Below are 26,646 nucleotides of genomic sequence, written 5' to 3'. Positions count from 1 at the left end.
GACTTTATCCGATTCTGGCCGACAACAGCCACGAATGCCGGTTATCGAGTGCGACGTCGAGGCCGCTCGTGAACGACTCGAGGATGCAGATGTAGCCGTCGAATCGGGAAACACGGACCACGAACGCTGGCGTGCCAGCCGCGGTGGCGCGACGGCGGTCGCCTACGACGACAAGATCGTCATCCAGGGCGGGAACCCACAGGACATCGAGGCGCTGTTGCGCGAAGACGGCGGCCGCGCGCACGTCTATTTTGACGGTGCGTGTCGCGGCAACCCGGGTCCCGCAGCCACCGGCTGGGTGATCGTCACCGGCAACGGCATCGTCGCCGAAGGCGGCGAACGGATCGGCACAGCGACGAACAATCAAGCCGAGTACGAAGCACTGATCTCGGCACTCGAGACTGCCCGCGACTACGGCTACGACGAGGTTCATATCCGCGGCGACTCCGAGTTGATCGTCAAACAGGTCCGCGGGGAGTACGACACGAACAACCCCGAACTGCGCGAACACCGTGTTACCGCCCACGAACTGCTTTCTGCGTTCGACGAGTGGACACTCGAGCACGTGCCACGCGAAGTCAACGACCGTGCGGACCGCCTCGCGAACGAAGCGCTGGATCAGGGCTAAGGGACCCCCGCTCTCGAGCCAAGACCAGCAAGCGAAAAGCCCTCGAGTGCGTACGGCTCGGTATGACCGATTCGAACGAATCTCACGCGGCGACCGACGACGTAGCCGACAGTAGCCACGAGCTTCCTGTCGACGTCGTCGACGAGGCTGAACGTCTCACCCGGCTCGAGCGGATGACACCCGACGACGACGAAGCACAGGCACACGCACAGCGACGGGACGACCTCCTCGAGGACTACGAGTTCACCGCCCGTGTTCGCGACGACGACGGTGATGACGTGCTCGTGCTCCACCCCGAAGCGTGGCACGACGACGACGAGGGGGTCATCAGAACCGACCGTATCGAGGACATATCACGTGCGGTCGAAATCCCGCTCGAGGGAACCGGTGATCCCGATGACTGGGACGTGGTCGACGCCCACAACCGGGAACTCGTCGAACACGTACGGGAGGCCCACGGCGACGTCCACGGCGACAACGCCACGGCGCTCGCCGATTTCGTCGGCAACCACTACGCGAAACGGATCGAAGAGCTGACTGGTCCGGAACTCTCAGAGTTTCGAACGGAGTACTTCGTCAGAAATAGTTGGCCGTCAGCGGATCAACACGAGGTCATCGACGACTCGATCACGCTCGTGTACGAAACGGCCGGAGAACCGATCCCTGACTATCAGGTCCGGTAACGAAAAACGGGTCTGGTGGAGTTGTTAGTAGCTGTTCTCGACGATCTCGCCGATTTCGTCGGCGCGGTCGTCGCCCGTAACGACCTTCGAGAGCGTCCACTGAATGCCATCGAGGACGGCTTCGTAGCCGTCGTCGGTCAGCGAGTACTGGTTGGTTCGCTTGTCGAGTTCGCTTTTCTCCACGAGGCCGAGGTCGACGAGTTCGTCGAGGTTGGGGTAGAGTCGCCCGTGGTTTACTTCCGTCCCGTAGTAGTCCTCGAGTTCCCGTTTGATCGCCAGTCCGTACATCGGCTCCTTGGCGAGGATGACGAGAATATTGTTCTGAAATGCGGTAAGTTCGCGTGCAATACTCTGTTCGCCGCTGATTGATTGTGCCTCTGACATAGTTTCGTAAATGTCACCAGACTATTTAAGACTTGCCAACTATTTGTTCAGCAAAGTCGAGCAGCCAATGGCCGATCGACCGCTGCATACCGAATACCGGTGGTGTGTACTCGGTTCGCGGATCTTTGTTATCCAGTGACCGTCATTTTGAACGTGACACTCGATTACGAAAATACTTTTTGATCGGCCGTGCACACAACTGCCACGGAAAACCGCTGGGCCAGAGCAGCGCTCGAGTTGATGCGAACGCGTCCACAGCACTCCTGACGGTTGCGGACGGTGTGTGAGTCGGTCGGACTTCTGTCGTCGCTGCCACCACCCGATTCATCGGAGTTATACGCTGCCGATTCGCTCATGCATTATGAGCATGGGTAATTTTATCCGGGTAGACGGAGTAAATCCACTCGTTATGGCAGCAACCAACCCGTCCCCACGAACGTCCCGAGCTGACGACGCCGACGACTCCGGTGTCGGCATGGCTCACCTGACGGTCGTCCCCACGAACTTCGAGTCGATCGAGCGAGACGAGTCCGAAACGTAGCTCGGAACGTGTAACGCCGATCGGACGCGGGTTGAAACGAGTGGGTCGTCAGCTTGGTCAGTCGTCGGCTGGAGCGATACCGACCTTCTCAAGAGACTGTCTCGAAACGAACCTTCTTGTATGCGGTCGAACTACGTCCGTCCATGGGTCTGTTCGATCGATTGCGGGGTGACGGAGCCCCCAGAGTCGCATTTATCGGGGTCGACGGCGTGCCGTACAGTCTCCTCTCGGAGAACGAAGAACTGTTTCCGAACTTCGCTGCGCTCGCCGACGACGGGACAGCAAGCGAAATTTCGAGCATCGTACCGCCGGAATCGAGCGCCTGCTGGCCGTCGCTGACCACTGGAATGAATCCCGGTGAAACGGGCGTGTACGGCTTTCAGGACCGCGAGGTCGGCACCTACGATACCTACGTCCCGATGGGCCGTGAGGTCCAGGCCAACCGCGTCTGGGACCGCGTCCAAGAGGAAGGCCGAAAGGCGACCGTGATGAATGTGCCAGTTACGTTCCCACCACAGCGAAACGTCCAGCGGATGGTCTCGGGCTTTCTCTCTCCCGGACTGGACAAGGCAGCGTATCCGGACGACGTCCGTGACTACCTCGAGACGCTGGACTATCGGATCGATGTCAATCCGAAACTCGGCCATCAAGAAGATAAAACCGAGTTCATCGAGGACGCCCACGCGACGGTCGACGCCCGTTTCGAGGCGTTCAAACACTACATCGAGGAAGACGACTGGGACCTGTTTTTCGGCGTCTTCATGACGACCGACCGGGTCAACCACTTCCTGTTCAAGGACTACGAGCGCGACGGCGAGTACAAAGACGAGTTCCTCGAGTTCTACCAGAAGATCGACGACTACATCGGCCGCCTGCGCGAGGCGTTGCCGGACGACGTCACCATGATCGTCGCTTCCGACCACGGCTTCACCAGCCTCGATTACGAGGTCCACTTCAACGAGTGGCTCCGAGAGGAGGGCTGGCTCTCGTTTGCGACCGACGAGCCCGAAGAACTCGGCGACATCGCCGACGACACCACAGCGTACTCGTTCATCCCAGGTCGGTTCTACATCAACCTCGAGGGTCGCGAACCGCGCGGCTCGGTCCCCGAGGAGGAGTACGACGAGGTTCGCGATCAGCTCAAAGCCGACCTCGAGGCGCTGGAAGGGCCGAACGGCAACAAAGTCGTCGAGCGCGTTGTCGAGAAGGAAACGGCGTTCCGCGGCGATCACGACGACATCGCGCCGGATCTGGTCGCGATCCCGAGCAAGGGCTTCGACCTCAAATCCGGATTCAAAGCCGATTCGGACATCTTCACCACCGGGCCGCGAAACGGGATGCACAGCTTCGACAACACGTCGCTGTACATCGATGACGCCGACGCGACGATCGACGACGCTGACCTGTTCGACATCACGCCGACGATCCTCGAGCTGATGGACATCGAGTACAGCCGCGGCGAGTTCGACGGCGCGAGCCTCGTCTAAGGGTCGAGTCGGCGCGCTTCGATCTGCGCCCGCCGGCACAGTTCCCGATGACTGAATTCGAGTCCGTTTTCCGCCCGGCACCGAACCCTCGAACATGGACGAGATCATCCACGCTCGTGGCCACGAGAATGTTTCCGCCGAGCACGCGAGTACGTTCGAGGTCACGACCGACGACTTTCTGACGCCCGCCGGGGACTGCATTCTCGCGATCGACGCCGATCGTGCACCCGCCGACTTCGATCCCGAGTTCATCGAAGCCTGCCAAGACGTCGAGGCGACGATCACGGTCACGATCGAAGCCGGCGGCCACGCCGACTCGGTGACGGGGCGAGGCGATCCCGACCTCGAGTTGACGAACGAGCGGAGCCTCGTTGGCCGAACGAGCGAGTACGTCGACGATCGGACGATCATGAACGACGCCCTCTTCGCGGCCGATGGGTTCGACCGCGACCTCGTCGCCACCCTAGCCGACGGGGCCGAGGCGACGGTGACGATCACCGTGGAGTGAGTAGGGTATCGGTCGGTCGTTCGGCGATGCGAGCACAGTCGTCACCGATAACTGCCGACGGCCTGTTCGTGGAGTTCGTCTTCTGCCTGCCACGTGCGTGGTCGGAACGCAATACCGACGGCGACGAAATAAAGCGCCACAACGATGCCAGTCACCAGTAGCCCTGGCAGCGGGCCGACTGCTGCACTGTCCGGCCACGGACGGGACGCAAACATAACGACGTGGATGCTCCAGGCCCCGAGCATGACTGTAAACAGAAACAGGTAGATCCGTCGCAGTCGGTGTGCGATCGACTCCTCGAGGGAGATCTTGATGACCGGTCTGCGGTAGTCCTGGCCGAGCTTGCTACGCCAGTCCGGGTCCTCGAGTCCGCCGGAGGCGTCGAGGCCGTACGCGAAGACGTTTCGCTGGAGCATACGGACTCGCCCTCGCCAGATGTCGTAGCCACGATAGCGGTGGGCCTCAATGAACAGGAACGCGACGAGTGCCGTCGTGCCCAGCAAGATGATGTAGTGGGGGTTGTTCTGACTCGAGAACGCCCACGTGAGAATTGCACTCATGACGATTACTGCCCAGTTCGTCGTCTGATCGAGCCGTTCCCGCCAGACCTGCATCCGGTGGACTTCACCGCGGTAGAGGTGTGCCAGCGACGAACTCGGCCCCATCTGTTCCTCGAGCAGGCCCGCACCGACTTCGCGGTGTTCGGCGTCGGTTGGATCGATGTCTTTTACGGATCGCTTCGCCATCGTCTCCTACATGTGACTCGAGGGCGAAAGAACGTGGTGATCCTGTCGGCCAGTCGATCACAACTGTTAGTTCGACCGATCCAGGACTCTGTACTGATGGCCACAGACCCTCGCGCAGAAACCGTCGTGAATCGCCTCGCCCATCGCTATGGCGATCGTGGCTTTCCCGAACACAATATCGACGACGGACAGAACGCCGTCACGATCGACGACGATGAATCAATATTCTGGGACCAGACCGGCGGTAGCCAGGATGCGTTCGTCTGTCTCGTCCGGACGATTCTGAGTCAGAACACCAGCGACAAGGCCAGCCAACCGGCCCACGACGCGCTGATCAGCAAATACGGCGGCGACGACATCGACCTCGTCGAATCGCTTGCAAGCGCCGAGCAGTCGATCCTTGCCGAAACGATCAGCGCCGCTGGCCTGTACAACCAGAAGTCCGAGACGATCATCGACACCGCGGCGTGGGTCCTCGAGGAGTTCGGCTCCGCCGCCGCGTTCGATACGTTCGTCAAGGACGAAGCGCCGTCGACGGTTCGTGACACGCTCCTCGAGGTTCGTGGTGTCGGCCCCAAGACCGCCGACTGTGTCCTGCTCTTTGCGGGCGGTCGCGACGGCGTCTTCCCCGTCGACACGCACGTTCACCGTATCTACCGACGCATGGGTATCGCTCCACCGGACGCCGATCACGAGGGCGTCCGCACCGTCCTCGAGCGCGCCGTTCCCGCGGCCAAATGCGGCTTCGATCACACGGCGACGATCCAGTTCGGCCGCGAGTACTGCACGGCCCACAGCCCTGCTTGCCTCGAGGATCCCGACGCCTGCCCGCTGGGTGATCTCTGCGAACAGATCGGCGTCTATCCCGAAACAGGCGAGGTCGTCGATCCAGCCGACGCGGTCGAGTGATTCGATCCTGGGTCGTGTGTCGCCGCGCGCCGCCGATCACTGGCTTTATACAATCATGATTTATCTGCCGAAATGATGGTTTCATTTACGGATGCAGAACGGGAGGCGGTCTACAAGACCATCTTCGCCCGCCGAGACATTCGCCGGTTTCGAACCGAGCCGATCCCCGAGGACGTCCTCGAGCGCCTTATCGGGGCGGCCCACCACGCGCCGAGCGTTGGCTTCTCACAGCCCTGGGACCTCGTCGTCGTTCGAGACGACGAAACGAAAGCTGAGATCGCCGAGATCGCCGACCGCGCTATCGCGGCCGCCAGAGAGGGCTACAAAGAGCCCACGAAATCCGAGTTCGCGGCGCTGAAACTCGAGGGGATCCGCGAGTCGCCGATCAACATCTGTGTGACCTGCGATCCGACCCGTGGGGCACCCCACGTTCTCGGTCGGAGTTCGATGAAGCGGACCGACGTCTACTCGACGTGTCTGGCGGTGCAAAACCTCTGGCTGGCCGCTCGCGCGGAAGGCGTCGGCGTCGGCTGGGTGAGTGTGCTCTACCCGTACGAAGTGCAGGAGGTACTCGACATTCCGCCACACGTCAAGCCGGTTGCGTACCTCTGTCTGGGCTACCCCGAGGACGGCTTCCCCGAGGAGCCCGTGCTCCAGCAGGAAGGGTGGCGCGAGCGCATAGACGTCGACGCGCTCGTCCACGAGGGCCGCTGGGAGTCGACGGAGTCTGCCGGAAACGAGTGATCGGTCGCCTCCGCAGCGTTAGAGGAAGCGGAACGTCTCTAGGTTCTTCGGCGCAAACGTCCGCATGTTGTAGTCGTGGTACAGCGCTGAGGAGAGGTCCTGCGTGGAGCGTTCGTCGCCGTGGACACAGAGCACCTTCTCGGGGCGTGGGTTCATCGTCTTGACGAAGTTCTCGAGGCCGGCGCGGTCGGCGTGGCCGGAGAAGCCGTCGACGGTTTCGACGTCCATGTTCAGCGAGAGGGTGCCGCGGCCGCCGCCGTTGTTACCCATGGCACCGACTTCGCTGGTCGGGATCTCGTCCCAGCCGTTCTGGATGCGGCGACCGAGGGTCCCCTGTGCCTGGTAGCCGACGAAGACGAGCGTCGAGTCCGGGTCGGGGCCGATGTGGCCGAGCCAGGACATGATCGGCCCGCCGGTGACCATCCCGGAAGTCGAGAGGATGATACAGGAGTCGCCGTCGGCGACATCTTGGCGTTCTTCCTCACCGGCGTCGATATGGTTGAACTCCTCGGCGAGGAACGGGTTCTCGTCGTCGTGGAAGATCCGGTCCCGGAGGTCGTCACGCAGGTACTCGGGGTAGGTCGTGTGGATCGCTGTCGCCTCCCAGATCATCCCGTCGAGATGGACCGGCATCGACGGAATGTCGCCGCTGCGCATCGCCTCCTCGATGACGAGCATGATCTCCTGTGATCGACCGACGGCGAACGCCGGGATCACGACCTTGCCGCCTTTGTCGTAGGTCTCGTTGATGACTTCCTTGAGTTTCTCCTCGGAATCTTGCTGGTCGGTCTGGTAGTCGTTGCGACCACCGTAGGTCGACTCGAGGACGAGCGTTTCGACGCGGGGGAAGTCGTTGACGGCACCGTTGAACAGGCGCGTGTCGTCGTAGTGAATGTCACCGGAGAACGCGACGTTGTAGAGGCCGTCGCCGATGTGGAAGTGCGAGACGGCCGAGCCGAGAATGTGGCCCGCGTTGTGGAAGGTGAGTTTGACGTCGGGGGCGATGTCCGTGACGTCGCCGTACTCGAGCGGGATGGTATGTTTGATCGCTTCGCGAACTTGTTCGCTCTCGTACGGTGGTGCGCGGCCTTCCTTGGCTGCGACGTCCAGATAGTCGAGCGTGAGCAGGCCCATCAGGTCCCGTGTGGGTTCGGTACAGTAGATCGGACCGTCGTAGCCATATTTAAACAGCAGCGGGATAAGCGCGGAGTGGTCGAGGTGAGCGTGCGTGAGGACGACGGCGTCGATCGTCTGGGGGCCTGCGCCGAGGGCCTCGGGGGCATGGAGATACGGAACTTCTCCTTCCGCGCCGGGTTTGTCACCGCAGTCGATGAGAATCCGCGTTTCGGGTGTCGAAAGGATAAACGACGCACGACCGACCTCACGACAGCAGCCAAGCGTCGTGATACGAACGTACTCGTCGTCGGACATCTCCTCGCGGTGGATCTGTCGGCCGACTTTCTCCAAAATATCCCGTCGCTCGTCGCGTTCTTGTTTGAGGAAACTCCGGACGTTCGAGACCGTCGAGGACTCGATCGGTGGCGTACGGACGACTTCGGGCGTCCAGCCGACGTTTTTGGTAATATCACGGAGCGTCGAGCCGTGGCGGCCGATGACCATGCCGGGCTTTTCGGCCTCGATGACGACCTCGCCGGTGTCGGCGTGGAAATCGAGATCCGTGACGCCCGCCTCTTCGGGGATGACACCCATAATCTCCTCGCGAGCCTCGTTTGGCCGCGAGAGAACACTTGGATCGGGACGGACGGTGATCCGTTTTCGAAGTTTGCTCGCGAGTTTCCGAACGAGGTCGCCCTGCTGGGCGAACTTCTTCGGATCGCGCGTGTAGACCACCAGTTCAGGGCCTTCGTATTTCACCGAGGAGACCGAGATATCGTTCGGTAACTCGCTCGTGATCTCTGCTTTCAAATCGTCGAGTTGCTGCTCTACAGTACTCATAATCGCCGATTGTGGCTTGCGTGAACTCGCCGCCGGGAGCAGGTGTTCAGTTGGGTAGAGACGATTGGGAACTGCGACTCGAGACCAGCCCAGCAACGATTGCCGTCTACTGATTTCGATGTCAGTGACCGACGCTGTCGTCGTGAGTCAACGGTGGTCATATAGTCCAGTATCCCGGATCATCGCGTTATACCGTGGTACGAACACGCTCCCAGGTCGGTTATCCTGGTTCGTGCGGGAAGATTCCAGGGAGAACCCGCTTATTCGACGCTACTCTTCGCGTAGTATAAAAGCCTTCGCAAAGATCAGGATGATTCGCCACGAAGAAGACGCATGAACCTGACACCGGAACGTGTCGTGGCGGAGCGAGACTGGATCGTAGACCGGGCCGAGGCCGTCGTTCCGATCATCAACGACGTCCGCGATGACCTCGGCGACCGATTCGAGACGGACGTCGATCACGTCACCGAAGCCCAGTATCTCGAGGAGGTCGACGTCGTCTTCACCGACGGCGATCTGGCGGTCAACATCGCTGCGATGGTCGCGATCCTCCGAGAGATCGACGTTGATGGCGATTACCCCGGATTCGTCGTCGACGAAATTCTCGGTCGGGAACTGGCCGCGACGATCGCCGGCACCCAGCCCCTGCGGACGCTCGGCGAGGCCACGTTTCACTACGCGGACGTGAACGTTCACGGTGACGACTCGGAAAACGCCGGCGTCGACGACTGCGAGGCCGCACTGGCCGCCGGCTTTCAGGAGCGGCTTCCGGGCTGGGACTGGACCGAACGCGAGAGTCCGTTCTCGCTCGAGGAGTAGCCGCCGACGGGCGCGCGGCTGTCCCGCCCGATGGTCGCGTTATTCGTCAGTCTCGTTTCCAGCGTCAGCGTCGGTTCCGGAGTCGTCGTCGACCGTCTCGTTGCCCTCCTCTTGGGCTTGCTGCTGTTGTTCGATCAACTCCTGTTGCTGTTCACGCTGTTGTTCTCGCTGTCGTTGTTGCTCGATGAACTGGTCGTACTGTTCACCGGGGTAGATGCCGCTGACCTCGCCGTTTCGGAGCAACGACATGATCGCCTCGTCGGAGCCCGTCGCACGGGCGAGTCCGTACTCCGGCGTCGATTCTTCGACCGTGACATCGCTGTCAGCGGCCGATTCTTCGAAGGTGGTCATCGTTTCGTTCATCAGTTCGACTTGCCGCTCCTGAAACTCTGCTTGTGCCTCCTGCTCGCTGAGCGTGCCGTTGTCGATCTCAGCCCGGATCTCTTCCTCGAGACTCGCCAGTGCTTCTTCGTCCGGTGCCACTGCGAGCGTGACTGCATCGCCTGCCTCGCCGTTCGATTGATCTGTCAATCCGAGTTGCGAACAACCGGCGAGCGACGCGGCTGCACCGGAGCCAGTAAGCGCGAGAAATCCACGGCGGGTCGGAAGCTTCGACATTGTCTCTGAAACGCACGGGCGGAGGCCAATATACTTTCTGCGTTGCGCTCGCTGCAACTCACGCAACAACTGCCGAACTGCCGCGGGATTCACCCGACAGCGGGCACCTTTTATTCGCGCCGCCGCTAGCACGGTTCAGTGACGGACTCTGAGTACGGTCAACGAACGGAAACCCTCGAGCGGCCCGCACTCGAGGCGGCCTGCGATGCCATCGCCGACGGGATCGAGCGCGAGGCACTCGTGACCGTTTTCGGCCGCTGTACCGTCGACTACGAGGGCCGCGCCTCGAGCGTCCTCGAGGCGGGCGATCGCCACGTCATGCTCAAACCCGACGGGGCGGCGCTGGTCCACACCGACGAGGGCCAACAGCCGGTCAACTGGCAGCCACCGGGCTGTGTCCACGACGTATTCTGCAATCACGATGGCGACGACGCCGACGGAGACGGTGCGGAAACGCTCGTCATAGAGAGCGTTCGATCGACGCCCGACGAGCGCCTGCGCGTTCGCTTTCAGGACGTGCTGCAGGTCTCGGCGTTTTCGGGCACCGACGAGACCGAACTCGCGCTGTCGGGTACCGAGGAGGACCTCCGGCAGCGGATTCTCGAGGAGCCGACGCTGCTCGAGACGGGCTTTCGCCCGCTTGCGACCGAGCGCGAGACGGCCGCCGGTGCCGTCGACATCTACGGCGAGGACGCGGCCGGTCGAACGGTCGTCGTCGAACTCAAACGCCGCCGGGTCGGCCCGGACGCGGTGGGTCAACTCCGGCGGTACGTCGACGCCTTGGAGCGCGACCTGCACGCCGACGCCGACGTCCGCGGGATTCTGGTCGCCCCCTCCGTGACCGACCGTGCAGACCGGCTGCTAGCCGACCACGGCCTCGAGTTCATCGCTCTCGAGCCGACGAGCGAATAGGCCGGCGCCGGCTGCGGTGACGTGACTGCTGTCTCAGGCTGGATACGTCCCCGTGAGCTGTGTCTCCGCGAGGACGTGGCCCTCGATGGCTGACCGGAGCGCGTCGGCGTCGGTTTCGGCCTCGAGATCGAGTGTCGTCTCCAGCGCATACAGGGTGAACTCGTAGGTATGTTCGCGATCCGGCGGATTCGGGCCGCCGTAACCGGGACTGCCGTAGTCGTTCGCCCCCTCGTCGGCGTCGTCGGGGTGCCAGTTTTCGGGAATCGTCTGTCGATCCGGCGGGATGTTCCAGACGACCCAGTGATCCCACACTTTGCCTGCGGGGTCGACCGCATCGGGGTCGTCCACGATCAGCGCTAGGGACTCGGCCTCGTCGGGGACGCCGTCGACCTCGAGGGGCGGATTGACGTTCGTCTCTGTGTAGCCGTATCGATCGGGAATCCGTTCGCCGTCGTCGAATGCCGTGCTCGTAAGCGTTAGCTCGGACATGGTCCAGTCACCTCCCAGCGCCGACTCGTCGTCATCGTCGACGTTGGAGCAGTGATCCGTCCCACGCGAGCGGAAAAGAAGCTTCCAGTCGGGTCGATCCCGGAACCGGCCTCAGCTGGCCGGTCGCCTCACTCCTCGAGCAGTCGCTGGAGCCGATCGAGTTCCGTCAGCGCCTCGACCGGGGTAAGGTGGGCGACCTCGAGATTTCGGAGTTCGGCGGCGAGGTCCGGCGGGACCGCGCCGCCGTCGGCCGTCGCCTGTGTCGGCGCGCTCGAGGCAGCGCCAGCGGCAGAGCCGTCGGTGGCGGGGGCCGCGCCGTCGGCGCTTTCGGCGACGAGTTCCCGCGAGCGCTCGACTACTGTCTCGGGGACGCCGGCCGCGGTCGCGACCTCGACGCCGTAGGACCCCGTCGCCGCGCCGGGCGCGATCTCGTGGTGGAAGACGACCTCGCCGTCCACTTGCTCGACCTCGAAGTGAAGCGTGAACGCGGCCTCGAGATCCTCGGTCAGTTCGGTCAGGGGATGGTGGTGGGTTGCAAACAGTGTCGTCGAACCGACCGCATCGTGGATGTGCTCGGTGATTGCCTGCGCAATGGCGAGACCGTCCGCGGTCGACGTCCCGCGGCCCACCTCGTCGAGCAACACGAGCGATCGCTCGTCGGCTTCGCGCAGGATGGTCGCGAGTTCGTCCATCTCGACCATGAACGTCGAGCGCCCGCCCGCGATGTCGTCGCTGGCCCCGATGCGGGTAAAGATTCGATTGACCGGCGTGAGTCTGGCGGCCCGCGCAGGGACGAAGCTCCCGACCTGCGCCAGCAGAACGATCTGTGCGACCTGTCGCATGTATGTCGATTTTCCAGACATGTTTGGCCCCGTGATCACCGCCAGTCGCTGGTCGTCGGTCAAGTGGGCGTCGTTGGGGACGAACGACTTCTGAGTGCGCTCGACGACGGGGTGACGGCCGCCCTCGATGTCGATCTCGAGGCCGTCTTGCTCGTCGTGTGCGAGGATTTCGGGGCGACAGTAGTCGTACTGTGCAGCGACGGTCGCGAGCGAGACGAGCGCGTCGAGCGTCGCGATCGCCTCGGCGAGCCCCTGCACGCGTTCGACGTCGTCGGCGATCGTTCGGCGGACGTCACAGAAGAGTTCGTACTCGCGGTCGTCGGCCCGCTCTTCGGCCCCGACGATCTGGTCTTCGCGGTCTTTGAGTTCCGGCGTGACGAACCGCTCTGAGTTTTTCAGCGTCTGTCGGCGCTCGTAGTTCTCGGGGACGGCGTTGAGGTTCGGGTTCGTCACCTCGATGTAGTAGCCGTGGACCGAGTTGTATCCGACTTTCAGCGAGTCGATGCCGGTTCGCTCGCGCTCGCCGTCTTCTAAGTCGTCGATCCACTGTTTGCCCTCGCGGGCGATCCCGCGCAACTCGTCTAAGTCGTCGTCGTACCCCTCGGCGATGATGTCGCCCTCGGTGATCTCGATCGGTGGCTCGGTGACGATGGCGTCGTCGATCAGCTCACGCACGTCGACGAGCGGGTCGAGGTTCGCGTGCAGTTCCCGCAGTCGCTCACAATCGGCGTCGACGAGCTGCTCTCGGATGTCGGGCACGACGGCCAGCGTCTCCCGCAGCGAGCGTAGATCCCTCGCGTTCGCTCGCTCGCGGGAGATCCGGCCGATCAGTCGCTCGAGGTCGTAGACGTTCCGGAGCAGTTCGTGGAGCGTCTCCCGACGCTGGACCGCTGCGGTCAACTCCTCGACGGCGTTCAGTCGCGCCTCGATCTGACGGGGCTCGAGCAGCGGCCGGCGAAGCCAATCTCTGAGTTTCCGGCCGCCGAGCGCACACGCCGTCTCGTCCAGCACGCCGACGAGTGTCGCGTCCTCGGTGCCGTCGACGGCGCGCGGTTCGAACAGTTCGAGGCTGCGCAGTGCAACGGCGTCGAGCAGGAGGTACTCGCGCGGGTCGTAGCGGGTGAGGTGGGTGATGTACTCGAGTCGACGGCTGTCTTTGTCGGCGGTTGTCTCGCCGTCGGCCTCGGTTTCCTCGTCGTCACACGGCGTCTCTCGCTCGCCCTCGTGGTCGCCGCCGCGGACGTACTCCGCGTAGGCGAGCAGTGCCCCACAGGCACGAATCTCGGCGTCGCTCGCGAGCAAGGCGTCGGGGTTGCGAACGTATCGCGAGAGGATGGCTCTCGCGCGCTCGTGGTCGAATGCAGCCGCGTCGAACGGCGTCACCATACAGTGCTGGTCGAAGACATCATCGGGTGCGTCCGGGCCGACGACGGCCTCCGCCGGCTCGAAGCGGCTGATTTCGTCGGCGATGGCGTCGCTCGAGTCCGAACTCGTCGCTACAAAGTCGCCCGTCGAGACGTCGAGCAGGGCGAGTGCGAGTGCGTCGCCGGCCGCGTCGTCGCCGCTTCCGCGGGCCAGCGCCGCGACGAAGTTGTTGTCGTCGCTCGCGAGCAGTTCGTCCTCGGTCAGCGTCCCGGGCGTGACGACGCGCGTGACGGCGCGCTCGACGACTCCCGGCGACTCGCCGGGCTCTTCGACTTGATCCGCGACGGCGACCCGATACCCCGCCTCGAGCAGCGTCTCGATGTACGACTCGGCGTTGTCGATCGGAATCCCGGCCATCGGATACTCGCCGGTGCTATCCTCGCGGCTGGTCAGGGCAATCTCGAGCAGCCGTGCCGTCCGCTCGGCGGCCCCGCAGAACGTCTCGTAGAAGTCCCCCACCTGAAAGAGCACGATGGCATCGTCGTAGCGCGCACAGAGGTCGTGATACTGCGCCATCATCGGCGTCAACTCGTCGCGCTTCTCGGCCATCGCGTCGGGCGGGCCAAGCGCCGGATCCATATGGGGAACCCACCCTCGAGTGCGGAAATAGCTTGCTGGATCGACCGCACTCGAGCGTCCTCGAAACCGTTCCACTTGCTTGACTGTCACGAAACGAGAAACACGTATTACGCTCGACCGCAGAAGGGGATCCGAACAGTATGACCACTCGCTCGTCGACCGCAGGTCGGCTGCTCGCGTGTCTGCTCACCCTCGTGCTCGTCGGTGCCGGAACGGCCGGCGTCGCGACAGCGGCGACGCCAGTCAATGAGTCGTCGACGCCCGAGACGGACGCCGACTCGCTCGAGGAGGCCGTCAACGGGACGACGGACACGATCGAAGAGACGACCAACGCGACTACCGATAGCCTCGAGACGACGAACGACACGACCGAGACGCTCAACGAGACGGTCGATGGGACGACCGACGACCTCGAGACGACGACGGACGAGCCCACCGTCGGACTCGACGGCGTGACTGCCGAGACGCCCGACATGCTCGGCGAGACGGTCGACGGAACGACTGCGACGGTCAACGACACGGCTGATACGGCCGAAGAGACGACCAACGCGACTGCTGGCGGCCTCGAGGGAGATTTCGAAACGTCGATTCGGATCGGTGAGCCGGGTGCTGGACTCGAGGCCTCGGCGGGCGTCTCGACGAGCGAGGGGAGCGACGGGGCAAACGCATCCAAGACGGGAGCGGCTGACGGTGGCGCACACGGACTGCCGGCGAGTGGAACGTCACCGGCAACGGATGCCGTCCTCGTTGGCTTGCTGGGTGCGATCACCGCGTCCGGAGCCGCAGCGACGGGCGCTGGCGCTGGTGCCGGTGCTGGCGCGTCGGCGGGATCGGCTGGCGCTGCGGGTGGTGTAGCCGGCCTGAGCGGACTCCTCGCCAACTGGCTCGGACAGTCGAGAGGCCCCCGCTGGCTTCGACGCATAGGCTCGCTGCTTCCGTGGGAACTCGTCCCTATCTTCAAGTACAGCCGGTACGACGACTCCGATCCCCTCGAGAACGACCGCCGTCAAGCAATCTACGAAACGATCGCGGCCGATCCCGGCTGTTATCTCTCGCAGGTGAGCGACGACAGCGGCGTCGCCCTCTCGACGGTCCGCCACCACGTCCGCGTCCTCGAGGACGAAGGATTGGTGACCTCGGCCAAACTGAACGGCAAGCGTCGGTACTATCTCGAGGCCGACGCCGCGGACGCACCGTCGGGCGGTGACGACAGCGCCGACACCGCACTCCACGCCGCCCTCGCGGAACCCGCGAAACGCGAAGTTCTCGAGGCGCTCGCTGCCCTCGAGTCGGCACCCAACGGTCGACTCGCCGACGAACTCGAGCGCGATCCGAGTACCGTCTCACACCACCTACGCGCGCTCGCAGACGATGGCCTCGTCGTCCGCACCCGAGACGGCCGATCGATGCGCAACGCGCTCGCACCCGAGGTTGTGGCGGCTCTCGGCGTGGACGAACAGGCACTCGAGGACGACTCGAGCGGGACGGTGACGATGCTGGCAGACGACTGACGCCGCCTTCGGTTTTGAACGACGCTTTACTCGGTCTCGAAGTAGCGATCGGCGTGCGCGCGACAGCCGGGGTTGAACGGCGCGTCACACGACGGACAGCGATAGTCGGCCTCGAGGTAGTCGGGAACGGTGAATTCGGACCCACAGACGCCACACAGCACCGACGGCTCGTCGAAGCGTTCGCGCGGCCACGGCACCGCGTCGTGGTCAGTGACGGTCTCGTGACATCGATAGCACGGAAAATACTCGCCGCAGCACGCGAATGTGAACGCGACGACGTCGCGCTCGGTGTGGTAGTGGGCACACCGAGTTTCGGGATCGACATCGACGCCGCGGACTGGTGGGGTGGGCACGGTTTGTCGACCGATCCGACGGGCGCGCTCCCCTTCGCGGTTGCGGTACGGTGACGCGACAGTGGCAAGCATTGTCGATCGCGCGAGTGGCGTGGCGCGTGGGGAGAGTCGCGTGGACGCAGTGACCCACGGTGTTGCGACTCGAGCGGCCGTGGCTGACCCGCGACTGGGGGCGGCGTTACTCGAATGCGCCCGTGTCGCCGCGGCGGTAGCGATCCAGTCGCCGATAGCCGTGGACGGTCGCGCCGTCGTCGAGTTCGATCTCGTAGCGGCCGATGATATCCTGCGTGTCGGGGACGGCTCGGCGTTCGACGACTTCGACGACTGCACGCCAGCCGTCATCAGTCGGCGCGATCTCGCTGACGGCGTCGAACTCCCGGCCGATGAGTTCGCCTGCCGTCGATTTGACCGTCCGGCGGACGGCGAGAACGCCGGCAATTTCGTCGTGGTCGGTCTCGACGTCGGCGTCGACCGATTCGGGGTCGGTCTTCTCCTCGGCGGTCATGTCGACGCCGAGGTCCCGACTCTTGGGCTCGCTTTCTGCCGTCTCGTCGGCGTCCTGCGTGCGTTGCTCCTGCTCGTCGTCGGCTGGTTGCGTCTGACTATCACTCACGGTTGGATCACTCTCGTCGTGTTGGTAACAGAACCCGTCGTCCTGGGCTGGCCGCGAACAGCGCTCGCCGTCGTCGGTGAGCGCTTTACACTGCGTCGTCGATTGTGTATCGGCGTCGGCCATTGCGTCGTACTGAACTGGTTGTCGGTTTCGCGTGTGAACGTGGTATCTGATTCGTGCGGGTGTCGATTCGCCCGGCAGGGGACGTCACGGTCACGTGGCGAGACCGTGACCCGTCCCGACTGACCGCCGAGTTACACCGACTCGGCGATCCGTGACCGGAGCGTCGAGACGTCGTCCGGACCGTCGCCGGCAATCTTCGGAACGAGGACGTCCATAAAGACGTCCGTCAACAGTTCGTCGTCGAACTCGCCGGTCTCGCTCTTGCCGTTGCGTTTGGCGTCGAAGACCGCGAGCCCCTTCGCGGCCGTGATCGCCGCCCGTGTGCCGACGACGAGGTCGAGGTCGTCCCGAAGCGTTCGCATCGTGTTGACGATCGTCTCGACGGCCTCGTCCTCGAGGTCGACGTGGGCGCGGACGATTTCGCGCTCGGTTTCCGCGTCGTAGTAGTCAACGTGAACGCCGACGAACCGATCGAGGAGCGCATCCTGTTGCTCGTGGACGCCCGCGTACTCGACGTCGTTCGAGGTCAAGATTGCTCGGAACTCGGGGTGGACGTCGATCGTGCGGTCTTCGCCGCGCTTGCCCGGTCGCTCGAGTACGCCTTCCTCGAAGACCGAGAGCAGGACGTTGTGAGCCGCTGGATCGCTCCGCGAGAACTCGTTGTAGACGAGCGTCGCCCCCTCCCGGACGGCCACCGAGAGTGGGTTGTCGACCCAGCGTTCGCGGACGATTTCCGTCTGTTTGCTCACGCCGCTGACAAACCGGTCGTCTTCTTTGTACCGTTCGCCGCCGGCGTGGTCGCCGACGAGCGCGGCCGTGTCGACGGCCTCGTCACCGTTGAGCCAGACGACGGGGCGACCGCGCGTTACGGCGGCCGACAGCGCAAGCGCCGTCTTCCCACAGCCCGTCGGGCCGATCAGGTGGACCGGCTGATCCGCCTCGAGCCAGCCCGTGATCCGATCGCGAAGCGCGGTGACAGCGTCCGTCTCGACGAACGGCTCGGGAGCGACGGCTGCCGGATCCGAGAGCGGGCTGTCGCCGTTTTTCGAGGCCGCCTTCGACGCTTTTCGGGCGAGTTCTTTCTTGGCTCGCCGTCCTTCTTTCGTCGAGCGGTCGCGTCTGATCTTTCGTCCCCTGACCTTTCGCTTGCGCGAAGAATCGTCGCCCATCTATTCGGCGGACTGTGGCGACGATTCCGGACGTGGTTCGACCTCGAGTTCCTCGAGCTCTTCGAGGTCGCCCTCTGCGGTGGCTTGCTCAATTTTTGCGATCTCCTCCGCGTAGTGCAGGAAGGTGTCGACGGAGGCGACGACGACGCGGGCCTCGATGGTCAGCAACTCGATCCCGACGACCGAGACGCGAGCCCAGACGTCGATGACGACGCCCTTGTCGAGGATGCGGTCCAGTACCTCCGCGAGACTCGAGGAGTCGGGTCTTCGTTGTGGTTGGGCCATACGGTCTGGGGTTCATCCGGGACTCGTAACACGGCTTGCACTGCGTCTGCAAGCCGACCCGGCAGAACCCGTTGCGCAGCCAACTCGAGATGCGGGGTCACCGGAGGCTGCGACTGCAAGCACCACGATAACCCGTCGGGATGGAATACCGTTCGTGATAAGGACCCTCGAGTACCCGCGGGTGATGCCATCGAGTCAGTCTCTGTCTGGATCACCCCTCGAGAAACTGAGACAGCTCCCATGATATCCGTTCGATCGATCTCACCGGCCGTCGCGGACGAACCTGAACCGAGCCCGCACCAGCGGGCACGAGTAGCGTCGTGGTCGTCTCTCCGTAGACGGACGAATAGATGCGGGGTGGTCGGCCGATGACGAACCGATACGTCTACGGCATCATGGCTGACGACCCGGTCGAGTTCGAGACGGACGCCGTCGCTGGCGAAGACCACGTCTACACCGTTTCACACCGTCGTCTCAGCGCTGTCGTCTCCAACATCGATACCACCGATCCCGAGGAGACCGACGAGGATGCCACACGCCACGACGAGGTCCTCCGCGAAGTCATGGACCGTGACGGTGGCCGGACGATCGTTCCGATGCAGTTCGGAATGGCCTTCGAGAGCGATCGCGAGTTGAAAAACGTCCTTCGCGGCGCCAGACCGGCGTTCCGGCGTGCGTTGAACGATATCGAGGGACGGATCGAACTCGGTGTCAAGATCGTCCGCGAAGAGGGTGCCGACGTCGACAGCGAGGCAATCGAGGACGCCGTTGCTGACGAACTCGAGCCGATCGCCGCCCAGTCGGTCCCGAACGACCTGTTCAGCGATCGCCTCGTGCTCAATCGATCCTATCTCGTCGAGCGCGACGACCGCGAGCGCTTCGACGAGGCGATCGCCCGACTCGAGGACGAGTACGACGACCTCATCGTTCGGTATACGGGGCCGTTCGCACCGTACAGTTTCGTCGACGTCACGATCGGCGCGCAACGCTAACCATGTTCATCCTCGACGACCTCCTGTTCCGGCCGTTCGTCGGCATCGTGGACACGCTGCACACGATGGCGCTCAGCGAGATCTACGACGTCGACGCGCTCGAGGACGAGCTCAAGGAAAACCAGCTGCTGTACGAACTCGGGGAACGCTCCGAGACGGAGTATCAGGAACGGAAAGCCGAACTCGAGGAGGAACTCGAGATCGCCCGCGACGTCCACGAACGGCTCACGAGCGGCCGCGTGGAGGTAAAATCGTAATGCCACGAGACGACACCGAACGGGACGACGATTCGGACGAATCGGCCGACGAGCACCACTGGCTGTCGAATCTGTTCACGGCGTTGCAGTGGCTCGAGGACTCGTCGTCGGGCCGGCGCAGCGACCGAACGCGATTCGATTACGACGTGTCGATTCGGACTGGGATCTCGACCGACGATGGGCCGCGGTTTGGACGAGACCGGACCCCCAGTGCGGGGGACGATCGAGGACAGGAGCGAGGCGGTCGGGATCGGCCACGAACGCGACGCAGCCGATCGGCCACGGCCGGCTCGACACCCTCGAGCGACCACCACCTGACGACGCGGGAGTTCGAGGACGAACTGCTCGTGATCGCCGACGTGGCTGGTGCCGATCCGGACGACGTCACCGTCGGCTTCGGTGACGACGACACGCTCGTCGTTGCCGTCTCCGATCGCGAACTCGGCCGTTTCGAGGTTCCCTGGCGCGACCGGACGGCCGACGCGGTGATCACGAACGGCGTGCTCACCGTCCGGATCAGGCCGGAACCGACGGAGGCCGGGATCGACGAGCAGGAGGTCGACGAATGAGTCTCGACGACACAGACGAGGGTTTCGAAACACTGCTCGAGGACGCCACGGAGAGCCTCCAGCGGCTCGAATCGACGCTCGGCGACGCGGAGACGCTCGACGCACTCGACGACGAAACCGTCGAGACGGCGATCGGCGACGTCGACACCCTCGCGCAGGTGGCAATCGAAGTCGGTGAACTACTCGAGGCGATGGATCTGCGCGAGTTGCCGGCGGCGGTCGACGGAGACGAACTCCTCGATGCGATCGAGCTCGGCGAGATCCCGGACGTGCTAGCGAACGAGGACGACGGCGTCAGCGAACTCGTCGACGTCACGGAGCTGGTCGACGCGATCAACCTGCTGAACGCCTGGCAAGCCACGGATCTGACCGACATCTGGCAGGAGAAACGCGAACTGGACGACGCGATCGACGACCTCGAGGACGGCGACGACGCCGGCGTGGTCGAAGACGCGGTGTCGGACGTCGCCGACGACGATGGCGGGCAACTCCTCGGCGATGACGACGACGATCTCATCGAGACGGACATGGATTCGATGACCGCGGCGAAGGAGGCCCTCGGCGATATCGACGTCGAGGACGACCCGGAAGCGTACCAGGTCGCCATCCAGCAGCAGGCGATGAAGGGAATCGACGCCTTCCGATGGGCGCTGCTCGAGACCCACGAAAAGTTCGAACGACTCTACGAACAAAACCGCGAGAAGATGCGTCGGCAGGACACCAGCACGAACTCGCGGAACCCAACGGCGGCGTCAACGATCCCGACCGACCGCCGCGACCTCGGGAGCGGCGCTCGCTACTCGACCGTCCCACAGGAGGTCAAACTCTCGACGGCACCAAGCCGAAAACGGATCTACGGCCGCCGATTCGAACTCGAACGAGAAAGACGGAGGTCCGAACATGACTGACCCACCCACACTGATCCGGAGACGACGCGAGCTGCCGAGTACCGCCTTCGAACGGCCGGCCCCGACGACTCGACCCGGAGGTGAGCAGCATGGTCGATGACTTCCAGCCGAGTCGCCAGAAGACCGACCTCGCCGAGGTCGTCGAGATGCTCCTGGACAAGGGTATCGTCATCAACGCGGACATCGCCGTCTCGATCGGCGACACGCAGTTGCTCGGCGTGCAGGTCCGGGCCGCCATCGCCTCCTTCGAGACGGCGGCGAAGTACGGCCTCGAGTTCCCCGAGGGGACCGACATGCGCCGCGTCGCTGCCGCGGTCGACGACCCCGAACTCGCCGAGATGGAGCGGCCCAAACCGCCGATCGATCCGACGCGCGGTGTCAACGTAACGCCCGACGAACGATACGCGGACGAGACGCGGGCGGACGACTCGAGTGCTGACGAGGACGATTCCGGCGACGGCGTGCTCGACACCGAGGACGACCACGCCGGCCGGGGAACCGAACGTATCGGCGCGCGGCCGGACCCGGACCAGCCGACGAGCGGCGGGTTCGATCTGCTCAGCGACGATTCTGACGGTGACGGGGAGGCTGACTCGAGCGACGGTGGCGACGACACGGAAACTGACGACGAGGAACCGACGGAGACGTCGGGTGAGAACGAATGACCCAGATCGACGTCGGCGACGGTGAGGACGCACGGCAAGGACTGGTGAGCCTCGTCGTCACTGTCATCGAGATCCTGATCGATGCCTTGGAGCGCGAAGCCGTCCGCCGCATGGAGTCGGGTGATCTCTCGGACGAGGAAATCGAGCGACTCGGCCGCCAGCTCGCGACGATCGAAGCCGAGATCGAACAGCTCAAACGCGACGAGGAGATCGAAGACAGCGTCGACGACCTCCGCGACGACCTGAATGGGCTGGTCAACGACGTGATCGAACAGCTCCACGGCGAGCCCGAGATCGCGCCCGCACCCGGCTACTCCGTGTTCGGAGGTGACGAGCAGTGAGCTCCGATCGAGCGGACCGCCTCGAGGGCGTCGACGATGCCGAGACGGCTGGCGACGGGGTCCCCGAGATCGACGACGGTCGGTACCTCTACTGTCTCGTTCGGGCCGACGCGGGCGACTCGCTCGAGACGACCGGCGTCGACGGCGAACCGGTCTCAGTCGTCGTCGAGGACGGCATCGGCGCGGTCGTCCACGCCTGCGATGGCATCTACGACTCGGCTGATCTCACGCAGGTTCGACGCTGGCTCGTTCGCCACCAGACGGTCGTCGACGAGGCCGGCGAGGCCTTCGGCACCCCGATCCCGTTCCAGTTCGACACGATCCTCCGCGGAGACGACGAGGGCGTGCGCGAGTGGCTTCGCGAGGAGGCGGACACCCTCGAGCGAGCACTATCGGGGCTTGCGAACCACTGGGAGTATCGGGTCGAAGTCGTCGAGATCGACCCGATCAGCGACGCCGAACTGGTCGACCGCGACGAGCAACTGCAGGCCCTCGAGTCGAAGATCGACGACGCGGGCGAGGGGACGGCGTACCTGCTCGAGAAGCAGTTCGACAAGCGGCTCACGGAGCTTCGGGCGGGCCGTCGCGAGTCGATGACGACCGACCTCAAGACGCGACTCGACGAGCAGGCGCGGGAGGTCCACACCCTCGAGCGCTCGCCGACGGCGTCGCTGGCAGACGACGTGACCGAGGCCGCCGGCGACGGACGCGACGGCGAAACGCTCTGTCGGCTCACTATACTCGCCCACGAAGACGACGAGACGGCGATCGGCTCGATTCTCGACGATGTCGCAGCGACCGACGGCCTCGAGATCAGGTTTACCGGCCCGTGGCCACCCTACACGTTCGCGCCGGAACTGGGCGGCGACGACGAGCCAGCGGATTTGGATCCCAACCAGCAATGAGACCGAGAAAAGACGACGAGGCGCTCGTCGACGTCCTCGACGTCCTGCTCAGAGACGGGGCGATCCTCCGTGCGGACGTGATCGTCTCGGTCGCGGAGATTCCGCTGGTCGGAATCAAGCTCACGGCGGCCATCGCGGGCATGGAAACGATGAACGAGTACGGCCTTTTCGAAGAATGGGATGTCGAACGCCGGCGGTCGGCGGTCACCCGACGCCAGCATCAGCGCGATCGGCGGAGGGACGACGATCGGACCAAACGCGACCACGAACAGGTCGCCCTCGAGCAGTCACGTGAGACTCGAGACGAACCCGACAGTTCGTGACGATCAGCGGCCGCTCGAGGCGATTCGGAGGTTTCGGCGAAGCGAGACTCAGGCGAACTTCGGCCGTTCGGTCGTGAGTTCGACGTCGCCGGTGACGGTCTCTTTGTCCCGGTCTTCGTCGTAGATGTATCGGCCGTTCCCCTCACAGAGCGTACACTCGTAGGTTTCGGAGATCTCGTTGATCATCTCCCCGTCTTCGAAGTAGACGCGGCTCTGGGTAATCTGCAGGAATTGGGGCGTCTCGCAGTTACTGCAGGTGATCATACTCGACGGGTAGCCGTGACCGGTTGTAGTTATCCGGCTTGTAACCGAAAGCAATAGTTGTCTATGCAGGTCTTACCCCAGTTTCGACCGGACCTCGAGGGAAACGCAACGAGGGGGCTCGCTCGCACTCGTTGTCGGCGGGACAAACCGAAGTAAACACCGCATAAACGCATGACTGCTCGGGCTCATCTCGCGAAGGGGTACTCGGGTTAGCGGTCGACAAACGGTCTAGAACGTGGCCTTTCGATCGGTGCTGTCCGCGTCGGCGTTACTCCTCGAGCACCACCGGGACTCGGTCGCCGGTTCGGGCCGCCTCGTAGGCCGCTTCCGTCAGCGCCGTCACCCGGAGCGCGTCTCGGGCCGTCGCCGGTGGCTCGTTGCCCGTCCGGACGCTCTCTATGAACGCGTCGGCGCGGGACTGCTCGGTTCGGAAGTCGATGTAGGGATCGTACTCGTTGGCGTCGGCATCGATTTCGCGGACGTCGCGGGGTCCCCACTGGCGACCCTCGAGGTAAATAGCTCCGTCGTCGTCCCAGCAGTGGATGTGTTCGCGAACCGACGGCGCGTCTCCGTGAAACGAGAACGTCCCGGTCGTACCGCCTGCGAATCGGACGTCGAGATGGGCTCGGAGATCGACCTGCTTTTCGTCGTCGTGAAAGTCCATACTCGCCGCCACGGACGCCGGCTCGAGGCCGGTCGTCCAGAGCACGCCGTCGAGTACGTGACTGCCCGTATCGTAGAGAAAGCCGCCGCCGGAAAGCGCCGGATTGAGCCGCCACGTATCCCTCGAGTCGTCGATCCAATCCTGTGTGATCGAGGCCGTGAGCCAATTCGGTTGCCGGTCGGTAAACCGCTCTCGGGCGGTTCGAAACGCCGTCTGGAGGTGACGCTGGTAGCCGACCATCAGGGTCTGTTGGCTCCGCTCGGCCCGTTCCGTCAGATCGCGTGCGTGCTCGAGATCTGTCGCGAGGGGCTTGTCACAGTAGACGTGACAGCCGCGTTGGAGTGCCGTGCGGACCTGTTCGTAGTGGAGCGTGTGCGGCGTGCCGACGAGGACGGCATCGACGCCGTTTCCCTCGAGCATCGCCGTATAGTCGGTGTAGCGTCTGTCGGCCGGGACGTCGAACTCGCGTCCGCTCTCGGCGAGTCGGTCCGCCTCGAGATCACAGAGCGCGTGGACCGTCGCGTCCGGATGCCGATGAAATTGCCCGCCGACAGTCGTTCCGATGTAGCCGAGTCCGACGATACCAATTCGAAGTGGTGTCTCAAAATTATCCGCGTACATGCGCCGAGCCACAGGCTCCACCGGTATTGTTTTGCGGTCGTCGCAAGCAAGCCACTGCACGAGCGCATCACTCGAGCAGTGTCCCATCCTCGATCGGTCGGCGTAGCTACTGCTTAGCGATTCGAAGGGACTCCCAACTGAGTTCCAGTCCGAGACTGTCTCCGCGTTATCCGGTGCCTGTCGACGGTTTGGCCCCGCTACTATCAGCCAAGTGCCTGCATAACAATGGGTGGCACACGCAATGTGGGAGATGCGGGGATGAACACCCCCGCCGGGTACACGCTCCAACAGACCACGACGCGCTGACCAGCCGATTGCGTGCGTTCGTGCCCGGATCGCTCGAACGTGGACTCGCCCCCGCTTCGAGTTAGCTCATGTCTCTCACGCCGGGGCGGGCTCCCGCCCCCGCCCAGGTTTCCAGTCCTGATCGTCTCGAGCGGTGTTCCCCCTGTCACTGACGATCAGGACCTGCTGCGTTCGTGACTGGTCACGATCTCGTTCTCGCCGTCGCATCTGACCGGTTTGTTATACATTTACAATGGTGTATCTGTATCCCTCGGTATGGAGTATCACGACTCCGAGAAAGCGAAGGCGGTCGCAGGGCGCGTCGAGGACTTTATGGACGATGTCGTCCTCCCGCGCGAACGCGAGGCGCTCGCAACTGGCGAACCGATTACCCAGGCCGAACTCGAGGACCTCTGGGAACAGGCCAAAGCGCGGGACCTGTTCGCGCCACAGGTCCCCGAGGAGTACGGCGGCCAGGGGTTAGATTTCAGCGACATGCTCCCCTCGTTCGAACAGGTCGGGCGCTCGCTGATCGGCGCACACGCGATCCGCGCGAACGCCCCGCAGGAAGGGAACATGCACACCTTGGAGATGGTTGGGACAGAAGACCAGAAAGAAGAGTGGCTGCGGCCGCTCGTTCAGGGTGAGATCTCCTCGGCCTTTGCGATGACCGAGCCCAAACAGGGCGGCGGGTCGGACCCGAAGATGCTCCAGAGCACCGCCGTCAAAGACGGCGACGAGTGGGTCGTCAACGCCCACAAGTGGTGGACGACCGACGGGCTCGAGGCGGACTTCTATCTCGTGATGGCCCGAACCGATCTGGACGCCCACCCCTACGAGGGAACGTCGATCATCCTCGTCCCCGCCGATGCGGATGGCGTCGAAGTCGTCCGCAACATTCCCCATCTTGGCGGCCACGACATCACCGAACGCGAGGGTGGCCACGCCGAGATGAAGTTCGACAACGTTCGCGTGCCGGTCGAGAACACGATCGGCGAGGAAGGGCAGGGCTTTCAGGTCGCCCAGATGCGACTGGGCGGCGGTCGACTCACCCACTGTATGCGCTACTCCGGGATGGCCGAGCGCTCGCTCAACATCGCGAAGGCGTATCTCAGCGAGCGCGAGGCGTTCGGAACGACCTTAGACGAGAAACAGGCGCTTCGCCACCGGATCGCCGACGCCGAAACGCAGCTACACGCCGCCCGGACGATGGTCCGCCACGCCGCGCGCGAACTCGACCGCAGCGACGCCCGCATCGAGGTCGCGATGTCGAAGGTGTTCACCGCGAACGTCACCAACGAGGCGATCGACCTCGCGCTCCAGTGTTGTGGCGGCAACGGCATCGGGAAAGACCTCCCGATCGCCCACTTCTACGAGGACGTCCGCGCGTTCCGGATCGTCGATGGTGCCGACGAGGTCCACCGTCGCTCGATCGCTCGCTGGGCGTTCGACGACATCGCCGACGAAGAGATCGAACACGCCCTCCAGTTCGACGAGGACCTGCGCATCGACGCCCTCGACGAGTAAC

Annotated in this window: 31 protein-coding genes; 19 read left to right on the top strand and 12 right to left on the bottom strand. The window is 63.8% G+C overall.

Features of this window, described 5'->3' with window-relative positions; all coding sequences use genetic code 11:
• Positions 1-34: 34 nt before the first annotated feature.
• Together rnhA and GCU68_RS16585 are read left to right on the top strand one after the other, a co-directional pair.
• Positions 35-628 (top strand): ribonuclease HI, encoded by a 594-nt coding sequence (gene rnhA, locus GCU68_RS16590; RefSeq protein WP_152943489.1) that lies wholly within the window; start codon positions 35-37, stop codon positions 626-628.
• A gap of 62 nt (positions 629-690) precedes the next feature.
• Positions 691-1,311 carry a DUF7108 family protein gene (locus GCU68_RS16585; protein ID WP_152943487.1) on the top strand — a complete coding sequence of 207 codons (621 nt, stop codon included), beginning with the start codon at positions 691-693 and terminating at the stop codon, positions 1,309-1,311.
• 24 nt (positions 1,312-1,335) lie between these two features.
• Here the strand turns inward: GCU68_RS16585 and GCU68_RS16580 are convergent, their stop codons facing one another.
• The gene (locus tag GCU68_RS16580) at positions 1,336-1,695 is read right to left on the bottom strand and encodes a PadR family transcriptional regulator (protein WP_152943485.1); all 360 of its coding nucleotides are present in this window, start codon (positions 1,693-1,695) and stop codon (positions 1,336-1,338) included.
• A 409-nt stretch (positions 1,696-2,104) separates the two neighbouring features.
• Between GCU68_RS16580 and GCU68_RS22005 the strand changes: the two genes are divergently transcribed.
• The 3 genes from GCU68_RS22005 (at position 2,105) to GCU68_RS16570 (ending at position 4,231) form a co-directional block, all read left to right on the top strand.
• Positions 2,105-2,236 carry a hypothetical protein gene (locus GCU68_RS22005; RefSeq protein ID WP_264373467.1) on the top strand — a complete coding sequence of 44 codons (132 nt, stop codon included), beginning with the start codon at positions 2,105-2,107 and terminating at the stop codon, positions 2,234-2,236.
• A 143-nt stretch (positions 2,237-2,379) separates the two neighbouring features.
• Positions 2,380-3,723 carry an alkaline phosphatase family protein gene (locus GCU68_RS16575; protein ID WP_152943483.1) on the top strand — a complete coding sequence of 448 codons (1,344 nt, stop codon included), beginning with the start codon at positions 2,380-2,382 and terminating at the stop codon, positions 3,721-3,723.
• A 94-nt stretch (positions 3,724-3,817) separates the two neighbouring features.
• On the top strand, positions 3,818-4,231 hold the full coding sequence (locus GCU68_RS16570; protein ID WP_152943481.1) for a DUF371 domain-containing protein: 414 nt from the start codon (positions 3,818-3,820) through the stop codon (positions 4,229-4,231).
• Positions 4,232-4,272: 41 nt separating this feature from the next.
• Here GCU68_RS16570 and GCU68_RS16565 read toward each other — a convergent pair whose 3' ends face one another.
• Entirely contained in the window at positions 4,273-4,977 is a 705-nt protein-coding gene (locus GCU68_RS16565) for a DUF2270 domain-containing protein (protein WP_152943479.1), read from the bottom strand.
• Positions 4,978-5,073: 96 nt separating this feature from the next.
• On the opposite strand from GCU68_RS16565, the gene GCU68_RS16560 reads away from it, so the two are divergent.
• Positions 5,074-5,886 (top strand): endonuclease III domain-containing protein, encoded by an 813-nt coding sequence (locus tag GCU68_RS16560; protein ID WP_152943477.1) that lies wholly within the window; start codon positions 5,074-5,076, stop codon positions 5,884-5,886.
• A gap of 75 nt (positions 5,887-5,961) precedes the next feature.
• Positions 5,962-6,630, top strand: a complete 669-nt coding sequence (gene bluB / locus GCU68_RS16555; protein WP_152943475.1) for a 5,6-dimethylbenzimidazole synthase — start codon at positions 5,962-5,964, stop codon at positions 6,628-6,630.
• Positions 6,631-6,648: 18 nt separating this feature from the next.
• Here bluB and GCU68_RS16550 read toward each other — a convergent pair whose 3' ends face one another.
• Positions 6,649-8,586 carry a beta-CASP ribonuclease aCPSF1 gene (locus tag GCU68_RS16550; protein WP_152943473.1) on the bottom strand — a complete coding sequence of 646 codons (1,938 nt, stop codon included), beginning with the start codon at positions 8,584-8,586 and terminating at the stop codon, positions 6,649-6,651.
• 333 nt (positions 8,587-8,919) lie between these two features.
• On the opposite strand from GCU68_RS16550, the gene GCU68_RS16545 reads away from it, so the two are divergent.
• Positions 8,920-9,405: a hypothetical protein gene (locus tag GCU68_RS16545; protein ID WP_152943471.1), complete on the top strand. Its 486-nt coding sequence runs from the start codon at positions 8,920-8,922 to the stop codon at positions 9,403-9,405.
• 39 nt (positions 9,406-9,444) lie between these two features.
• Here the strand turns inward: GCU68_RS16545 and GCU68_RS16540 are convergent, their stop codons facing one another.
• Positions 9,445-10,023 carry a hypothetical protein gene (locus GCU68_RS16540; RefSeq protein ID WP_152943469.1) on the bottom strand — a complete coding sequence of 193 codons (579 nt, stop codon included), beginning with the start codon at positions 10,021-10,023 and terminating at the stop codon, positions 9,445-9,447.
• A 138-nt stretch (positions 10,024-10,161) separates the two neighbouring features.
• On the opposite strand from GCU68_RS16540, the gene nucS reads away from it, so the two are divergent.
• Positions 10,162-10,935, top strand: a complete 774-nt coding sequence (nucS, locus tag GCU68_RS16535) for an endonuclease NucS (RefSeq protein ID WP_152943468.1) — start codon at positions 10,162-10,164, stop codon at positions 10,933-10,935.
• A 33-nt stretch (positions 10,936-10,968) separates the two neighbouring features.
• Here nucS and GCU68_RS16530 read toward each other — a convergent pair whose 3' ends face one another.
• Both GCU68_RS16530 and mutS read right to left on the bottom strand, forming a co-directional pair.
• On the bottom strand, positions 10,969-11,424 hold the full coding sequence (locus tag GCU68_RS16530) for a YbhB/YbcL family Raf kinase inhibitor-like protein (RefSeq protein ID WP_152943466.1): 456 nt from the start codon (positions 11,422-11,424) through the stop codon (positions 10,969-10,971).
• Between the two features lie 128 nt (positions 11,425-11,552).
• Positions 11,553-14,270 carry a DNA mismatch repair protein MutS gene (gene mutS / locus GCU68_RS16525; protein WP_152943464.1) on the bottom strand — a complete coding sequence of 906 codons (2,718 nt, stop codon included), beginning with the start codon at positions 14,268-14,270 and terminating at the stop codon, positions 11,553-11,555.
• A 140-nt stretch (positions 14,271-14,410) separates the two neighbouring features.
• Between mutS and GCU68_RS16520 the strand changes: the two genes are divergently transcribed.
• The gene (locus GCU68_RS16520; protein ID WP_152943462.1) at positions 14,411-15,781 is read left to right on the top strand and encodes a winged helix-turn-helix transcriptional regulator; all 1,371 of its coding nucleotides are present in this window, start codon (positions 14,411-14,413) and stop codon (positions 15,779-15,781) included.
• A 26-nt stretch (positions 15,782-15,807) separates the two neighbouring features.
• Here the strand turns inward: GCU68_RS16520 and GCU68_RS16515 are convergent, their stop codons facing one another.
• The 4 genes from GCU68_RS16515 to gvpA all read right to left on the bottom strand — a co-directional run bounded on the left by GCU68_RS16515 (position 15,808) and on the right by gvpA (position 18,324).
• Positions 15,808-16,134, bottom strand: a complete 327-nt coding sequence (locus GCU68_RS16515; protein ID WP_227014883.1) for a CHY zinc finger protein — start codon at positions 16,132-16,134, stop codon at positions 15,808-15,810.
• A gap of 178 nt (positions 16,135-16,312) precedes the next feature.
• A complete protein-coding gene (gene gvpO, locus GCU68_RS22065) occupies positions 16,313-16,870 on the bottom strand; it encodes a gas vesicle protein GvpO, halophile-type (protein ID WP_152943457.1) in 558 nt (185 codons plus the stop codon).
• Positions 16,871-17,001: 131 nt separating this feature from the next.
• The gene (gene gvpN / locus GCU68_RS16505) at positions 17,002-18,039 is read right to left on the bottom strand and encodes a gas vesicle protein GvpN (RefSeq protein WP_152943455.1); all 1,038 of its coding nucleotides are present in this window, start codon (positions 18,037-18,039) and stop codon (positions 17,002-17,004) included.
• The gene (gene gvpA, locus GCU68_RS16500; protein ID WP_008159420.1) at positions 18,040-18,324 is read right to left on the bottom strand and encodes a gas vesicle protein GvpA; all 285 of its coding nucleotides are present in this window, start codon (positions 18,322-18,324) and stop codon (positions 18,040-18,042) included. It abuts the gene before it with no gap.
• 368 nt (positions 18,325-18,692) lie between these two features.
• Here gvpA and GCU68_RS16495 point away from each other — a divergent pair, with 368 nt between their 5' ends.
• The 8 genes from GCU68_RS16495 to gvpM all read left to right on the top strand — a co-directional run bounded on the left by GCU68_RS16495 (position 18,693) and on the right by gvpM (position 23,284).
• Entirely contained in the window at positions 18,693-19,316 is a 624-nt protein-coding gene (locus GCU68_RS16495; protein WP_152943453.1) for a GvpL/GvpF family gas vesicle protein, read from the top strand.
• Between the two features lie 2 nt (positions 19,317-19,318).
• Entirely contained in the window at positions 19,319-19,573 is a 255-nt protein-coding gene (gvpF, locus tag GCU68_RS16490) for a gas vesicle protein GvpF (RefSeq protein WP_152943451.1), read from the top strand.
• Complete coding sequence (locus tag GCU68_RS16485) at positions 19,573-20,142, top strand: Hsp20/alpha crystallin family protein (RefSeq protein ID WP_152943449.1); 570 nt, start codon at positions 19,573-19,575, stop codon at positions 20,140-20,142. Before gvpF ends, GCU68_RS16485 begins: the two co-directional genes overlap by 1 nt.
• The gene (locus tag GCU68_RS16480; protein ID WP_152943447.1) at positions 20,139-21,050 is read left to right on the top strand and encodes a hypothetical protein; all 912 of its coding nucleotides are present in this window, start codon (positions 20,139-20,141) and stop codon (positions 21,048-21,050) included. The genes GCU68_RS16485 and GCU68_RS16480 overlap by 4 nt, the downstream gene beginning before the upstream one ends.
• Positions 21,051-21,139: 89 nt before the next feature.
• Positions 21,140-21,715 carry a gas vesicle protein GvpJ gene (gvpJ, locus tag GCU68_RS16475; protein WP_152943446.1) on the top strand — a complete coding sequence of 192 codons (576 nt, stop codon included), beginning with the start codon at positions 21,140-21,142 and terminating at the stop codon, positions 21,713-21,715.
• Positions 21,712-22,056 carry a gas vesicle protein K gene (locus tag GCU68_RS16470; RefSeq protein WP_152943444.1) on the top strand — a complete coding sequence of 115 codons (345 nt, stop codon included), beginning with the start codon at positions 21,712-21,714 and terminating at the stop codon, positions 22,054-22,056. The genes gvpJ and GCU68_RS16470 overlap by 4 nt, the downstream gene beginning before the upstream one ends.
• On the top strand, positions 22,053-22,961 hold the full coding sequence (gvpL, locus tag GCU68_RS16465; RefSeq protein ID WP_152943442.1) for a gas vesicle protein GvpL: 909 nt from the start codon (positions 22,053-22,055) through the stop codon (positions 22,959-22,961). Before GCU68_RS16470 ends, gvpL begins: the two co-directional genes overlap by 4 nt.
• Positions 22,958-23,284 (top strand): gas vesicle protein GvpM, encoded by a 327-nt coding sequence (gene gvpM, locus GCU68_RS16460; protein WP_152943439.1) that lies wholly within the window; start codon positions 22,958-22,960, stop codon positions 23,282-23,284. The genes gvpL and gvpM overlap by 4 nt, the downstream gene beginning before the upstream one ends.
• A gap of 48 nt (positions 23,285-23,332) precedes the next feature.
• Here the strand turns inward: gvpM and GCU68_RS16455 are convergent, their stop codons facing one another.
• Positions 23,333-23,548, bottom strand: a complete 216-nt coding sequence (locus GCU68_RS16455) for a hypothetical protein (RefSeq protein WP_152943438.1) — start codon at positions 23,546-23,548, stop codon at positions 23,333-23,335.
• A 268-nt stretch (positions 23,549-23,816) separates the two neighbouring features.
• Positions 23,817-24,833: a Gfo/Idh/MocA family protein gene (locus GCU68_RS16450; RefSeq protein ID WP_152943436.1), complete on the bottom strand. Its 1,017-nt coding sequence runs from the start codon at positions 24,831-24,833 to the stop codon at positions 23,817-23,819.
• A 561-nt stretch (positions 24,834-25,394) separates the two neighbouring features.
• On the opposite strand from GCU68_RS16450, the gene GCU68_RS16445 reads away from it, so the two are divergent.
• Positions 25,395-26,645: an acyl-CoA dehydrogenase family protein gene (locus GCU68_RS16445; protein WP_152943434.1), complete on the top strand. Its 1,251-nt coding sequence runs from the start codon at positions 25,395-25,397 to the stop codon at positions 26,643-26,645.
• The last annotated feature ends 1 nt before the right edge of the window (position 26,646 follow it).

Source organism: Natronorubrum aibiense, from assembly GCF_009392895.1.
Classification (GTDB): Archaea; Halobacteriota; Halobacteria; order Halobacteriales; family Natrialbaceae; genus Natronorubrum; species Natronorubrum aibiense.
Note: the sequence above shows the minus strand (reverse complement) of the source record. Positions and strands in the feature narration are given on the sequence as shown.

Coding starts and splice junctions, on each gene's coding strand:
- rnhA (WP_152943489.1), top strand. CDS start 35: ATGCCGGTTATCGAGTGCGACGTCGAGGCCGCTCGTGAACGACTCGAG.
- GCU68_RS16585 (WP_152943487.1), top strand. CDS start 691: ATGACCGATTCGAACGAATCTCACGCGGCGACCGACGACGTAGCCGAC.
- GCU68_RS16580 (WP_152943485.1), bottom strand. CDS start 1,695: ATGTCAGAGGCACAATCAATCAGCGGCGAACAGAGTATTGCACGCGAA.
- GCU68_RS22005 (WP_264373467.1), top strand. CDS start 2,105: ATGGCAGCAACCAACCCGTCCCCACGAACGTCCCGAGCTGACGACGCC.
- GCU68_RS16575 (WP_152943483.1), top strand. CDS start 2,380: ATGGGTCTGTTCGATCGATTGCGGGGTGACGGAGCCCCCAGAGTCGCA.
- GCU68_RS16570 (WP_152943481.1), top strand. CDS start 3,818: ATGGACGAGATCATCCACGCTCGTGGCCACGAGAATGTTTCCGCCGAG.
- GCU68_RS16565 (WP_152943479.1), bottom strand. CDS start 4,977: ATGGCGAAGCGATCCGTAAAAGACATCGATCCAACCGACGCCGAACAC.
- GCU68_RS16560 (WP_152943477.1), top strand. CDS start 5,074: ATGGCCACAGACCCTCGCGCAGAAACCGTCGTGAATCGCCTCGCCCAT.
- bluB (WP_152943475.1), top strand. CDS start 5,962: ATGGTTTCATTTACGGATGCAGAACGGGAGGCGGTCTACAAGACCATC.
- GCU68_RS16550 (WP_152943473.1), bottom strand. CDS start 8,586: ATGAGTACTGTAGAGCAGCAACTCGACGATTTGAAAGCAGAGATCACG.
- GCU68_RS16545 (WP_152943471.1), top strand. CDS start 8,920: ATGAACCTGACACCGGAACGTGTCGTGGCGGAGCGAGACTGGATCGTA.
- GCU68_RS16540 (WP_152943469.1), bottom strand. CDS start 10,023: ATGTCGAAGCTTCCGACCCGCCGTGGATTTCTCGCGCTTACTGGCTCC.
- GCU68_RS16530 (WP_152943466.1), bottom strand. CDS start 11,424: ATGTCCGAGCTAACGCTTACGAGCACGGCATTCGACGACGGCGAACGG.
- mutS (WP_152943464.1), bottom strand. CDS start 14,270: ATGGATCCGGCGCTTGGCCCGCCCGACGCGATGGCCGAGAAGCGCGAC.
- GCU68_RS16520 (WP_152943462.1), top strand. CDS start 14,411: ATGACCACTCGCTCGTCGACCGCAGGTCGGCTGCTCGCGTGTCTGCTC.
- gvpO (WP_152943457.1), bottom strand. CDS start 16,870: ATGGCCGACGCCGATACACAATCGACGACGCAGTGTAAAGCGCTCACC.
- gvpN (WP_152943455.1), bottom strand. CDS start 18,039: ATGGGCGACGATTCTTCGCGCAAGCGAAAGGTCAGGGGACGAAAGATC.
- gvpA (WP_008159420.1), bottom strand. CDS start 18,324: ATGGCCCAACCACAACGAAGACCCGACTCCTCGAGTCTCGCGGAGGTA.
- GCU68_RS16495 (WP_152943453.1), top strand. CDS start 18,693: ATGACGAACCGATACGTCTACGGCATCATGGCTGACGACCCGGTCGAG.
- gvpF (WP_152943451.1), top strand. CDS start 19,319: ATGTTCATCCTCGACGACCTCCTGTTCCGGCCGTTCGTCGGCATCGTG.
- GCU68_RS16485 (WP_152943449.1), top strand. CDS start 19,573: ATGCCACGAGACGACACCGAACGGGACGACGATTCGGACGAATCGGCC.
- GCU68_RS16480 (WP_152943447.1), top strand. CDS start 20,139: ATGAGTCTCGACGACACAGACGAGGGTTTCGAAACACTGCTCGAGGAC.
- gvpJ (WP_152943446.1), top strand. CDS start 21,140: ATGGTCGATGACTTCCAGCCGAGTCGCCAGAAGACCGACCTCGCCGAG.
- GCU68_RS16470 (WP_152943444.1), top strand. CDS start 21,712: ATGACCCAGATCGACGTCGGCGACGGTGAGGACGCACGGCAAGGACTG.
- gvpM (WP_152943439.1), top strand. CDS start 22,958: ATGAGACCGAGAAAAGACGACGAGGCGCTCGTCGACGTCCTCGACGTC.
- GCU68_RS16455 (WP_152943438.1), bottom strand. CDS start 23,548: ATGATCACCTGCAGTAACTGCGAGACGCCCCAATTCCTGCAGATTACC.
- GCU68_RS16450 (WP_152943436.1), bottom strand. CDS start 24,833: ATGTACGCGGATAATTTTGAGACACCACTTCGAATTGGTATCGTCGGA.
- GCU68_RS16445 (WP_152943434.1), top strand. CDS start 25,395: ATGGAGTATCACGACTCCGAGAAAGCGAAGGCGGTCGCAGGGCGCGTC.